The sequence below is a fragment of the Alicyclobacillus acidocaldarius subsp. acidocaldarius Tc-4-1 genome, from assembly GCF_000219875.1.
Taxonomy (GTDB): Bacteria; Bacillota; Bacilli; order Alicyclobacillales; family Alicyclobacillaceae; genus Alicyclobacillus; species Alicyclobacillus acidocaldarius_A.
Genome location: NC_017167.1, coordinates 2710011 through 2722178, shown reverse-complemented (window position 1 = coordinate 2722178; position 12168 = coordinate 2710011). Strand labels below are relative to the sequence as shown.

General features: G+C 59.0%; 12 protein-coding genes. 11 read left to right on the top strand and 1 reads right to left on the bottom strand.

What is annotated here, in order from left to right:
* The first annotated feature begins 9 nt into the window (after positions 1-9).
* The 9 genes from TC41_RS13195 to TC41_RS13155 all read left to right on the top strand — a co-directional run bounded on the left by TC41_RS13195 (position 10) and on the right by TC41_RS13155 (position 8835).
* Positions 10-564, top strand: coding sequence for a sigma-70 family RNA polymerase sigma factor (locus TC41_RS13195; RefSeq protein ID WP_041695474.1), 555 nt, complete (start codon positions 10-12; stop codon positions 562-564).
* Positions 565-708: 144 nt separating this feature from the next.
* Positions 709-906, top strand: coding sequence for a flagellar biosynthesis anti-sigma factor FlgM (locus tag TC41_RS13190; protein ID WP_041695473.1), 198 nt, complete (start codon positions 709-711; stop codon positions 904-906).
* Positions 893-1183, top strand: coding sequence for a hypothetical protein (locus TC41_RS13185; protein ID WP_041695472.1), 291 nt, complete (start codon positions 893-895; stop codon positions 1181-1183). Before TC41_RS13190 ends, TC41_RS13185 begins: the two co-directional genes overlap by 14 nt.
* Positions 1184-1201: 18 nt before the next feature.
* Positions 1202-2665, top strand: a complete 1464-nt coding sequence (gene flgK, locus TC41_RS13180) for a flagellar hook-associated protein FlgK (protein WP_041695471.1) — start codon at positions 1202-1204, stop codon at positions 2663-2665.
* Positions 2666-2683: 18 nt separating this feature from the next.
* Positions 2684-3652, top strand: a complete 969-nt coding sequence (locus TC41_RS13175) for a flagellin N-terminal helical domain-containing protein (protein WP_041695470.1) — start codon at positions 2684-2686, stop codon at positions 3650-3652.
* 107 nt (positions 3653-3759) lie between these two features.
* Entirely contained in the window at positions 3760-4614 is an 855-nt protein-coding gene (locus TC41_RS13170; RefSeq protein ID WP_008339169.1) for a flagellin N-terminal helical domain-containing protein, read from the top strand.
* Between the two features lie 61 nt (positions 4615-4675).
* Positions 4676-6205: a flagellar filament capping protein FliD gene (gene fliD / locus TC41_RS13165; RefSeq protein ID WP_014465570.1), complete on the top strand. Its 1530-nt coding sequence runs from the start codon at positions 4676-4678 to the stop codon at positions 6203-6205.
* Positions 6198-6605, top strand: coding sequence for a hypothetical protein (locus tag TC41_RS13160; protein WP_237699956.1), 408 nt, complete (start codon positions 6198-6200; stop codon positions 6603-6605). Before fliD ends, TC41_RS13160 begins: the two co-directional genes overlap by 8 nt.
* Complete coding sequence (locus TC41_RS13155) at positions 6571-8835, top strand: glycosyltransferase (protein WP_041695469.1); 2265 nt, start codon at positions 6571-6573, stop codon at positions 8833-8835. Before TC41_RS13160 ends, TC41_RS13155 begins: the two co-directional genes overlap by 35 nt.
* A gap of 7 nt (positions 8836-8842) precedes the next feature.
* Here the strand turns inward: TC41_RS13155 and TC41_RS13150 are convergent, their stop codons facing one another.
* The gene (locus TC41_RS13150) at positions 8843-9697 is read right to left on the bottom strand and encodes a methyltransferase domain-containing protein (protein ID WP_014465567.1); all 855 of its coding nucleotides are present in this window, start codon (positions 9695-9697) and stop codon (positions 8843-8845) included.
* A 159-nt stretch (positions 9698-9856) separates the two neighbouring features.
* On the opposite strand from TC41_RS13150, the gene TC41_RS13145 reads away from it, so the two are divergent.
* Positions 9857-10930 carry a glycosyltransferase gene (locus tag TC41_RS13145; RefSeq protein WP_014465566.1) on the top strand — a complete coding sequence of 358 codons (1074 nt, stop codon included), beginning with the start codon at positions 9857-9859 and terminating at the stop codon, positions 10928-10930.
* 5 nt (positions 10931-10935) lie between these two features.
* Entirely contained in the window at positions 10936-12060 is a 1125-nt protein-coding gene (locus TC41_RS13140; protein WP_014465565.1) for a glycosyltransferase, read from the top strand.
* Positions 12061-12168: the final 108 nt, after the last annotated feature.

Sequence of the window (12168 nt, the reverse complement as noted above, 5' to 3'; positions counted from 1 at the left end):
TGAGGGCTCTTGGGGAGTTCGCCGGCATTCGAGCAGTACATACCGTACATCTACAGGCTTGCTCAACGCCTCGTCCGGTACCGCAGGAGTGCGATGGTCGATGAGCAAGACTTGGTTTCGGTCGCGATGAGCGCGCTCTGGCAGCGCGGTCGTGAACAGGCGCTGGACGAGAAGTATGCCAAGCAGATCATCAAGTATGCCATGCTCACGCTGCTGAGAAATTCATCTTTGCTGAAAATGCCTCGTTCCGTGCCCATGGCGCAGGCCATCGAGGCCTACCAGAAGGCGAAAAGCGCTGACGAGCTGGAGCGCGTGCCAGCAGGCAATCCCATTGAGCAGTGGGAGCAGGACGAGCTCGTGCGCGAGATTGTGTCGAAAATGGCCGAACTGCCGCGACAAGACCAGATCTTGTTGTCACTCGTCTTTGAACAGTCACTCAGCTTTCAAGATGTCGCGACGGTGCTCGGACTCACCAAGTCACAGGTGTACCACCGATATCGGGCCATTCTGAAGGAGCTGCGTGTAAAGTTGGGGCTTTCCGCTGACAAGGAAATCTGGGCTTGAATGGTTGTTGATGCTGCGCGGGGCGGTGTGAGAAAAATCTCTCGCACCGCCCCTTCATCGCGTTTGCAAAAAAATTTTCTCCTGCGACGAACGATTCGACAAAACCGGACGTTGTAACAAGTGAAGGGACAAGGGGGGCTTCGGATGGCCATACCGCCGAGTTCATTTCCCGTTTCACCCAATCCAGCGAACGACGGGACCTTCCGCTCGACGGTGGATCAGGTGAAATCGGATCGGCTTCAGCAACTGCAGCAAGCTGTGCACGATGGAACCTACGAGGTGAATCTTGAACGCATCGCACAAGTCATGGTGGAGCGAGGCGTGTTCAATGAGCGTGACTGACGTGGACAGTCTGTTGGCGCGCTTGGAAAGCCTTGTGGACCAGGTGCTGGACGGCCTGATCCGCGGCGAGACCGCAGAGTTGTTGCCGCTCATGTCGGCGCAGTGTGAATGTTTGCAAAAATTGGATGGTGTCTCGCTTGAGGCACACGGGGAGCGGTTAAGGCTAATTGCAGAGCGGGCCATGTTGCAACAGCAACTGATTCAACAGGGCCTGGGTCTTTCGCAGGCGTTTCTAGGACGAATTTATCAACGTAACGGCTTTTTGAGTTGGGCTTGATGGATGAGGTGACGTGTGATGGGGACGCCGACATTCTCCCCTCTGTACATAGGGTTGTCGGGACTTCAGGCGATGCAAGAGGCGGAAAGTGTGGTTGGCAACAACATCGATAACGCCAACACGCCGGGTTACGCGCAGGAAAGCGTGAATTTGGTCGAAGGCCATCCGTATCCGCCGGTGCCTGGCGACGGCCCGATGATTGGAGGCCAATACGGTCAAGGTGTGTCGGTGCAGTCCGTCACTCGTCAGGACAGTTGGTTCTATGACCGCCAGGACTGGCAGAACCAGAGTACCTATCAGATGTATTCAACGTACAGTTCTATCCTCACGCAGGTCCAAGGCATTCTAAGCGAACCAAGCTCGAATGGGATTCAAAACGCGCTCGACCAGTTCTTCGGCGCGTGGCAGACGCTCTCCACGGATCCGTCGAATACGGCGGCGCGCCAGGCGGTGATCACCCAGGGGCAGGTATTGGCGCAGACCGCAAACACGGTGACGTCGCAACTCCAAACTTTGCAATCGAATGTTCTGAGCCAAATTAATGATCAATTTCAGCAGCTGGAACAATATGCGCAAGAACTTTCCGCGGTGCAGGCACAAATTGCAGCGATATCGCAGAGCAACGTGGGAGCGGGTGGGGCGTCATCGTCCGCTGTGGAAAACCCAAACGAGCTACTCGACCAGCAGGCTGCTATCATCGACGAAATGTCGAAGTTGGCAAACTTAACGCTATCGCAAAACCAAGATGGAACCATATCCGTCTCCATCGGGCCAGGCGGCTCTTCGGGCACGGTGATACCGCTTAACGCGTTGACTCAGGCGTCGGTGACGGAAGGCAGCAACGGCGTCCTCGTTCTGCGTGTGGGTTCCGGCTCCAATACACAGACGTACTCGCTTTCGTCCGTTGTCTCCGGCGGACAAATTGCGGGAAACGCCCAGGGTTTTACGGAACTCACAGGTCTCTTGAACAATTTGAATGCTTTCACGTCCCAACTTGCGACGCAAATTAACTCCGCGCTGGGCGGACAGACGTTCTTTGACACGAGCCCGTTTGGCGTCGATGTCAAGATGACCAGCGCAACGCTCGCGCTCGGGCCGGGCGGTCCTCCCGGATCTTCCACGTATGTCGCGGGAGACAATACGTACGCCGTGAATGTCATCAACCTGCAGACGCAGGCGCAGTCCATTACATGGATTGACGGCAGCGGCAATTCGCAATCCGCGACGGGGACGTTCGATCAACTGCTCGCAAGCATGGTGTCTCAAGTCGGCATGACGGCTTCCGGTGTGGCGGCGGGAGAAAAGACGGCAGACGCGCTTCTTCAACAGAGCTCCCAATTGCGGCAGTCGATTTCGGGGGTCTCGATTGACGAGCAGGCATCCTACATGATTGCGTTTCAAAATGCGTACGCGGCTGCGGCCAAATATATCGCGACGTTTCAGACGATGTTGAACGCCTTGTTGAACATGGTTCAACCGTAAGCGGCGGAGGTGACGAAGGTGCGGATTACAACGGCGATGGAGCAGCAGCAGTTCCTGTACAACCTTGAGAACATCAACACTGCGATGCAGAACGTGCAGGAGCAGCTGTCCACCGGCAAAGTCCTCAACCTCCCGCAGGACGATCCTGTCGCTGTATCGCAAGATATGGATTTGGCAAGCGAGATTTCGCAGATCTCTGCGAATCTGTCGACGATTTCTTCCGGCCTTTCCTGGATGAACGCGACGCAGTCCGCGATGCAAGGGATGGTGACCCAACTTCAGCAGATTCAATCCAACTTGGTGGCTGCGATGAACACATCCAACCAGAGCAGCGCGGGACTCCAGGGCTATGCCGAGACCATCGCGCAGCTCATTCAGGGTGTGTACCAGATTGCCGACCAGACCGTCGGCAGCCGCTACTTGTTCGGAGGTCAAGCGGACAACGTGGCACCTACCACGTACCTCAAAACGTCCCCCAACGGGACCCCGCAGGTGATTCCGCCGGGCGCCGGGCCGCAGTCGACGCCTTACAATCCGTTTGACGACGCCAACGCGAGTCCGCCAAACGTGAACCAGATCATCGGGAATCAGGTTTCCATTCGTGTAACCGTCACTGCTTACGACATCTTCCTCACGTCGCCTGGCGGTGGCCCAAACTTGCAGGATACGCTGAACGACATTCAAACTGACCTGCAAAGCGGGAACACGGCCGGCTTGAAGCAGGACCTGACGAACCTCCAGGCCAACTTGAATCAGGTTATTAACCTGAACGCGGCGCTCGGGGCGCGCATTCAGCGCATGACCGCTGCGCAAAACCAGTTGACCCAATATCAGACCAATCTCAGCAACTTGAAAGGGGGGATTGAAGGGGCGGATATGGCCCAGGTCATGACGCAGTTCTCCACAGATCAGGTGATCTACGAGGCTGCGCTGCAGATGGGCGCTCAGATTCTGCTCCCCACATTGGTGAGCTATCTGCCGAGTTGAGCTGCTGGGTGCCCCGCGCAAGGGACGTGAGGCATCCGTGCACGCAAAAAAGAGGCGCCGCGAGGCGCCCAAGACACGACATTTGAAAAACGGAGGAGGAACGTGAGATGTCCCTCAATTTCAGTGTAAACAACAATGCGTCCGCCGCAAGCATTCTTTCGAACCTGCAGTACGTCAACAACGAAATCAACACATCATATCAGCAACTGTCGACTGGCAACCGAATCAACAGCGCCGCTGACGATCCGGCGGGATACGCGATTGCACAGCAGATGACCGCTCAGGTGAACGCGCTCAACCAGGCCATTCAAAACGCGCAAAACGGCATCAGCATGTTGCAGACCGCGTCCGGCGCCATGAACCAAGTCACCTCGATTCTGCAGACCATGAACACGCTCGCCGTCGAGGCGGCCAACGGCACGGAGAATTCGACGGACCTGAGCAACCTGGATCAGGAATTCGTCGCCCTGCAGAACCAGATCAACAACATCGCGAGCCAGACGAAGTTCAACACCATGACGCTGCTCGATGGTTCGTTTGCAAGCAGTGGTGTCGTATTCCAGATCAACACCGACAGCACGACCAACTCCCAGCTCACCGTGACCATCGCCGCGGTCAGCATCGGGGCGCTCTTCAGTTCGGCTGTTCTGTCCGGAGGATATCTGCACATCACATCGCAGACGCTCGCGCAGCAGGCAATTTCCGTTGTCCAGGCGGCCATCACGAGCCTGTCGGCGTACCAGGCCCAGGTGGGCGCCGTGGAAGATCAGCTGAACTACACCGTCTCGAACCTGCAGAACACGGCCGACAACCTGCAGAATGCCGAGTCGACCATCACCAACACAGACATGGCGAAGGCCTATACTGAATTCAGCCAGCAGCAGGTTCTGCAGCAAGTCGGCTTGGCGATGCTGGCGCAAGCAGACCAGCAGCCTGATGCTATCCTGAAGCTGTTGCAATAACCCGCCCGATTTTTGAGCCCCGGCCGGCTTGGCTGGGGCTTTCTCAAAGGAGGAGCCCACTGTGTCGGTGAACTCCACAAGCATGTCGACCAATTTGCAGACGGCCGCCAGCCTGCTGCAGCAACTGAATACGGTCTCCAACCCATCTGGCACCGGCCTGCCTGTTAGCCAGTACGTTCAGGATCTGCAAACGATTCTTCAACAGGAACTCGAAAAGCCCATTCAAAATCAAATCTCCTCGCTCTCGTCCCAACAGTCCGCGCTGACGTCCCTTCAGTCGGCGCTTCAGGCGTTTCAACAAGCGACCGAAACGCTTGCCAGCCTCCAGAGCTGGAGCACGGTACAGGCGTCGAGCAGCGACTCGAGCGTGCTTTCCGTAACGGCCTCCGCGGGTGCGAACATTGGCACCTATCAAATAAGTGTCAGTCAGTTAGCTTACGCGCAGACGATGTTTCAAAATTCCGCGCTTCAAACAAGTGCCACCGGGGCTTCCACGTTGGCGAGTGGAACCCTTGTCATCACGCCGCATACACTGAATCAAGGGCAATCGGTTTCCATCAGCATAGCCCAGAATGAATCGTTACAAAGCATTGCCAATGCCATCAACCAATACACGAGTCAAACGGGTGTCGCCGCATCCGTTCTCTCAACAGGGCAGTCGTATTTCCTCGCCCTTTCATCAGTACAGACGGGAGCCGCGTACGGGTTTGACGTCACGGAGACGAATGTTGGCTCCTCCGGAGACGCGCTAACGTTCCAGACCGATACCCAGGCTCAAGATGCCCAGATCTCCGTCGGCGGTCAGACGCTTTCATCTCCTACTAACACGTTTGCCAATTATATTCCCGGCCTGACGCTCCAGGTGAATTCAAAAGGCACGGCGACTGTCACCGTGTCACAGGATACGAGCGGGGCGCTGAAGGCGGTTCAGACGTGGATGAGCGCATACAACACGCTCATTGACACCATCCGGCAGGACACCGCCTATACGCCGGGGACAGGTACGAGCGCTGGGCAGGCCGGCCCCCTCTTCGGGGATCCGCTCGCGGAGGAGCTATTGCAGGCCCTTCCTGCGGCGGTCTCAAGCGTCGTTAGTGGCGCCACATCGCCGTACAATTCGCTCGCGTCGATTGGCATCGTCCTCGACCCATCGACCGGTCACCTCGAATTCCAGTCCGCTTCGGGGTTCAGCTCTGCGTCGGGAACGCTGCCGGATGGGCAAAGCATCTTCCAGAACGCACTGACCTCGAGCCTCTCGAACGTGGAGCAGCTGTTCGGCGTCGTCAACACCACAGCGTCGCAGGCTGTTCCAACGTCCGGCGTGCTTGGGAACCTTTATAACTTCCTGAGCACGATGCTCGTGGGGAATCCGAACGGCACAGGGCAGTCGCCCATTCAGGCGGAAATCAACGCGCTTGGTGACGAAAAGACGTCGCTTCAGAATTATCTCAACCTGGTCGATCAGCAGATTCAATATCGGGTGCAGCAGTACACCGATCAATTGAACAGGCTGAATGAGGTCATGCAGCAGGCACAGGCGCAGATGCAGCAATTGTCCGCGATGTTCAAGACGTCTTCGTCCAATGGCTAAGCGAGGTGAGCGCATGCCACTCCACGACGCTCTGCAGGCGGGGTGCCGCGAAATCGAAAAGGCCTGGAACTTGGGCCACGAGGTCTTGTCGCTTCTTGCGTCAAATTGTTTGCATGAGGCCGCGGCTATCATGCAGCACCGGGCCGAGGTGCTCGCCGTTTGCTTGGACGGGCATCGAGGCGTCTCCGAGGTGTGGATGTGCCGCCTCATGGCCCAGACGGAAGCGATTCGCATCGCGGCGGAGGAAAAACACAGGTCCTTGACCAAGGATCGCGACCGGGTTTTGGCGGCTTGGCCGGTCATCCGCGCCTACGCGGCCAGTCAGGCGCACGCAGCGACATCATCGAATCGAAAGGCGGATTCGCGTGTTGCTTTCCGCATGTCTCATCGTCAAAAATGAAGCGCATGTCATCGAGCGATGTCTGAAGTCGCTTGAGGGCGTGGCGGACGAGATTATCGTCGTGGACACCGGTTCCACGGATGATACGCCGCGCATCGCGGCAGCATTTGGTGCACGTGTTTACCAAGCGCCCTGGACAGGAGACTTCGGAGAGGCCAGGAACCGGTCGCTCCAGCACGCGCAGGGCGACTATGTGCTCGTCATTGACGCCGATGAATTTCTTCCCCAAGAGGATGGCAAGCGGCTGCGGCGCGCCATCGAAGCCGGCGAAGCGGACGCTTATACGGTCGATCTCGTCAATTATGTCGGCTCCGTCGCTCGCTTCGTGCGCGCTCCCGGCGTGCGAGTTGTGCGCGTGTTCCGGCGAGGCTTTACCTATCAGGGGACGATTCACGAACAGATATTGCCGCAAATTGCGGCGCGGGGCGGCCGCGTCCAGGTGCTCGATGTGGAGTTGCACCATCTCGGCTATCTCGCAGAATTTGTTGCCATGAAGGGAAAGCCGGATCGAAACCTTTCCATACTCAAGCAGGTGCTGGATCAGGATCCCGAAAACCTGTTTCATCTCACCAACCTCATGGCTGAATACGCCAGGATCAATCAGCCTGAGCGCGTCATCGAGGTGGGAGAACGGGCTTATGCCATCGCGGCGTCGCACCTCGTGACGGAACCGCACCTCGTCCTGCGGCTATACCGCATGCTCGCTGCGGCCTACGGCGATATCGGCGATTCGAACCGCCTCGAGCGTCTCGCGTCGGAAGGCGAACAACTCTTTCCGTCCATCCCTGACCTGCCTTTTATCCATGGCGTGTATGAGATGAAGCAAGGCAGGTGGCACAAGGCCATCCGTTTATTTGAGCGATGCCTCGAGATTGGCCCCGTGCGGTCCGAGATTGTAGATACCATCGCTGGCGCGGGTTCGTTCGTCGCAGCCGCGAAGCTTGGGGAACTTTGGCTGCTCGAAGGCGATGTGGAACGCGCGCGCGACTACTTTGTGCAGAGCCTGCGCGCGAATCCCCGCCAGGAGGGTGTGTTCTTCTTTCTGGCATCGCTCTTGCCGCTGGGGGAGGCGCCCGTGTGGTCCCAACTCTGGCGCGCCGCCGAGCACGACCCGGTCTGCCTTGCGTACCTCGCCATCGCTGGCGCGATGTGGCGTCAGGACTGGGTCTGGTCCGCGCTGAACGAAATCGATCACACGCCAGTGACGTCTCCGATTCTCGCAAAGCTCAGGGCATCTGGTGTGGCATTGGGGAAGTTGGAACCATCTTCCTTGCCGGACGAGCCCGCTGCAAAGCTAGAGCAGCGCTGGTTTCAGGCCCTGTTGGCGATCAACCGGAGGGAAGGGGATCTGGCGCGGTCCCTTTTGCAAGATCAGCCTGAACGACTCGCACAACTTGAACCGTGGCTATCCGGCGGGACCCCATTGCACATCGGGCCGCTCCTTGATGAGCTTCTGCTTGTCCGCGCTCATCGGTTGCTTTTGCAGTCTCTCCCCCAGGCGGCGGATCGCGACGAAGTGCTATCGCGTGTGCTCGCCTCGCCGCTCCGCGATATGCTCCATCACGTCGCATGGAGAGGGGAGCGGGGCTGGGAGTGTGACTTTCTCGCCACAGCCGCATTTCACCGCCGCGACATCGCCACGAGCCTCAAATGGCTTGAGCGCGGCTTGGCGTACGAACCCACGGTCCGCCGCGCAGTGATGGAGGCTGACCTAGCCCTGGCACATCGAAACGTGGATCACGCCAGCACGGTCGTTCGACAGGCCAGGGCCTGGTTTCCGTCATCAGACATTCTGCGACACATCGAGGAGCGCCTGCATGTGACGGAGCGCCAAGCGCGTTCCTTGGATGAACTGCTCGAGGAGGGAACGACCATGAACCCACACCGGGCCTATCAAATGTCCGTGGCGACCATGCCGCTCAAAGTGAAGATTGTGAAACTGCACGAGCGCGCTGTCGAGTGCGTGGATCAGGTGATGGAGCTTGTGAAGCAGGGGGACATCATGGGAGCGCGCACGTACATCCAATATGTGCAGGACATCATCACGTTCCTGCGCAGCAATCTCGACGTGTCCACCGAGGCGGGGAAGGCTGCCAATGCATCTTACGGCTATTTCTATAAAATGCTCGTTGGCTGGTTTCTCCAGCCTGCGCGGGTGGCAGACGAATACCAAGAGATGCGGCAGTTCTGGCAGTCCTGGGCCGACACGTGGGCCAAGGTGCAGGCCTGAACGCTGTTCAGGCCGGCTTCTTCGCGATCACGGCGACTTCCGCGTGCATGGAAAACTGCGGCTGTTCCGGTTCTTGCTGCAAGCGTCTTGCGAGCGCTTCATACGACGCTTGGCTGATGATACCGGTTTCGATGAGCCCAGCGCGGCGTTCCCGCAGTTGTTCGAGGAGCGTAAGGCGAGCAAGGCGACTGGGTGTTTCTGCATAGTGCGCTTGAGGCACGACAAACGTCTGGACGACGGAGAGGCCAGCTCCTGCGAGCAGGCTGGCGAGTTTCCTTCCCATGTGTCTGTCGCCTCCGTTTGTTTGCTGTAGTCTGCTCAGGGCGTCCTTGACCTCGGCGGCGACGGGATCGACGGGATATTCGAGGCTCAGCGCGTCGTCGGCGTCTATCAGGCACGTGAAGCCACCCGGCTTCAAAACGCGGAAGATCTCCCGAACGGCTGCATTCGGATTCGTGAGGTGCTGGAATAAGAAGCGCGAAACCGCGACATCGGCATCGTTGTCTGGGAGCGGCAGCGCCTCCGCGTCGCCCGTCTTCCACTCGATGGCGCATCCCGCGGCTATTGCGCCCGCGTTCCTGAGGTCGTGTTCCACGCGCTTTGCCACCGCGAGCGCTGTGGATGATCGGTCGATGCCTGTCAGCTGCACGGCATAAAGCGCCGCGATGTCAAAGGTGAGGGCGCCGAATCCGCAGCCGATGTCAAGGACACGCATCCCGGCGCGGATGGGCAGCGCGCGGAGGACGGCTCGGCGTATAGCTGCCGTGGCGAGCGTTTGGTGAATAAGCCATCGGTTGGGGACATCTTCCCGCGAAACATACGTCTTCATGACGTCATCAATGACTTGGAAGGCTTGGTCCATCAACTTCGTTCAACGCTCCCCGTCAGCTGGAGTGAGATGGCCGTCCGACTTGTGCGCCGTTTTTCGGTTGCACTTCGTCGAACTACTGGCCTTCATTGAGTGTAGCATGTGCATGGCGCGCGGGGGTGCCTGTGTGACGATTTGAGCGGAGGAATCCGTATGCGATGGTTCTTTGTTTTAGAACACCTCGGGGGACAGGGCGGCGTGGAGTCCGTCCTCACCACGGTGAGCACGTACCTTCGCGACAAGGGACACGAGGTCGTGCTGTTAATGCCCCATCCCAGTGACAATCCGGCCTGGGAAGCTCCACTTTGCACGGTGTACTACGCGATGTCCGCACCCCCGCCGAGGTCTGCGCTGGACCACGTCGCCACCCGCATCATTGGCTTGTGCCACACGGCAAGCCTTCTGCCGCAGCCGGATGTGGTGGTCGCGACGCACGTGCCGCACACCGCGCTCTACGCCAGGATGGCCTATGGCCATTTGCGCGGTGTCCCCGTTGTGTCCTGGCTCCACGCTCCGCTACAACTCTTCGCCGAGCCCCATCTGGTCCAATACGCGGATCTTCACTGGTGTATTTCGTCGGGGATTGCGTCATCTATCGCGGAGCTCGTCGGTGGGGCGGCGCATGTTCACTGGATTGGAAATCCGGTGCGAATCGACGTGTCAAGGGTTCCCGCGCCCAAGGGGAAGCCACGCTTTCTCTACATGGGACGACTCGAAAATGGTCAGAAGCGCTTGGATGTGCTGCTCCACGGCCTAAGCCAACTCGACGAGGACTGGCACCTCGACGTCTACGGGGACGGACCCGATCGTGGATTGGTCAAGGACTGGGCGGAAAGCCTCGGTATCGACGGACGGATCACATGGCATGGCTACGTGCCGTCTCCGTGGGAGAGAGTGAGCGAGGCATCCGCACTCCTGCTCACGTCGGATATCGAAGGTTTCGGCATGGTGCTCGCCGAGGCACTGGCTCGCGGTGTTCCCGTTGTTGCGTCGGATTGTCCCACCGGCCCGCGCGATCTCGTCGAGGACGGCGCAAACGGTTATTTGTTTCGAAGTGGCGACTCCCTCGACTTGCGCCGAAAGTTGTCGCTGTTACTCTCGCGGTCCGACACCGAGCGTGAACGCATGGCCGAGATCGCCGTCCAGAGCGTGCAGAAATTTTCCGTCGATCGCGTCGTGGGGCGGATGCTGGCTTCGCTTTCAGCGTGCCTAAAGGTCGGGAGGTGAGTGCGTTGGTCATCGATATTGTGCTCGGTCGCGCGCTCGGCCGCGGTGGTTTGGAGTCCGTGCTCACGACTGTCAGCCAGGCGCTGCAGCAGAGGGGCCATCGCGTCAGGATGTTTCAATTTGAACCTCCACAGCATCCGGAGTGGGTGTCCACCTTGCCCGAGATGCACTTTTACGATCCCGTCGCAGCTGGTCAGGAACGAACTTTTCCAGGTGAAGTTCCCATCTTTCGCCAAGCACTGGGCTATCGCAGGAAGATACTCGAGCTCGGCCCGCCCGACGTCTTGCTCGCGACCCATACGCCTTATTTGTCGCTCCTTGCGCACCTGGCCGTTGCCGTGTTTGGCGAGCGGAGACCGCCTATCATCTCGTGGCTTCATGGACCCGCGGAGGCATACGGCGGAGGAGAGCTCCTCGCGTATGCGGATGGGCACCTCGCGATCTCAAAGGGCGTCGAGGCGTCCCTTCGCCGGTACGTGTCCGACGATGCACCTGTGTTTTCCATTGGGAATCCGGTGACTCGGGAAGGGGTACGACAGGTCGCGCGCCCGAAGGACCGCTGGGAGCTTCTGTCCATCGGGAGAATGGACAACCTCCACAAGCGGCTCGACGTGATGTTTCAGGCGCTCGCCCGAACGCAGATGAATTTTCGCTTGACCATCATCGGAGACGGACCGGACCGGGAGGCGCTCGAAAGGCTCGCCCAGGAGCTTGGCCTTGGAGCGCGGGTGCGATGGGTGGGTTGGCTGGATGATCCGTGGTCGTGCGTCGGCGAAGCTTCGCTGCTCCTCTTAACGTCAGATGTCGAGGGCTTCGGCATGGTGCTCGTGGAGGCGCTGGCACGGGGCATCCCCGTCGTCGCGACGCGCTGTTCAGGTCCTGTGGAAATCGTCCAGGATGGGCACAATGGTTGGCTGTTCGAACCCGGGCGTTCAGATGAATTGGCGGCACTTCTCGACCGGCTCGCGCGCGGCCATCTCCAGTTGCCAGCACAGGACGTGTGTGTTCATTCCGTGGAGCGGTATCGGACGGACGCCGTGATCGACCGCATGGAGGAGGCGCTCTGCGCGGTGCGTGCTCTGTATCAGCCGAAGGCGTTTCCGCCCTTCCTGGGCGTGGCGCTTTGCTGAGTCGAACGATGCGGAGGACGGCCTTCGCTAGTGCCTCGCGCTCTGCAGGACTTCCTCGTGCATCGTCAACCCATGGCTACAAAATTTCAAATTCTTCGTGGGGCAATC

Coding starts and splice junctions, on each gene's coding strand:
- TC41_RS13185 (WP_041695472.1), top strand. CDS start 893: ATGAGCGTGACTGACGTGGACAGTCTGTTGGCGCGCTTGGAAAGCCTT.
- TC41_RS13170 (WP_008339169.1), top strand. CDS start 3,760: ATGTCCCTCAATTTCAGTGTAAACAACAATGCGTCCGCCGCAAGCATT.
- flgK (WP_041695471.1), top strand. CDS start 1,202: ATGGGGACGCCGACATTCTCCCCTCTGTACATAGGGTTGTCGGGACTT.
- TC41_RS13150 (WP_014465567.1), bottom strand. CDS start 9,697: ATGGACCAAGCCTTCCAAGTCATTGATGACGTCATGAAGACGTATGTT.
- TC41_RS13190 (WP_041695473.1), top strand. CDS start 709: ATGGCCATACCGCCGAGTTCATTTCCCGTTTCACCCAATCCAGCGAAC.
- TC41_RS13145 (WP_014465566.1), top strand. CDS start 9,857: ATGCGATGGTTCTTTGTTTTAGAACACCTCGGGGGACAGGGCGGCGTG.
- TC41_RS13160 (WP_237699956.1), top strand. CDS start 6,198: ATGGCTAAGCGAGGTGAGCGCATGCCACTCCACGACGCTCTGCAGGCG.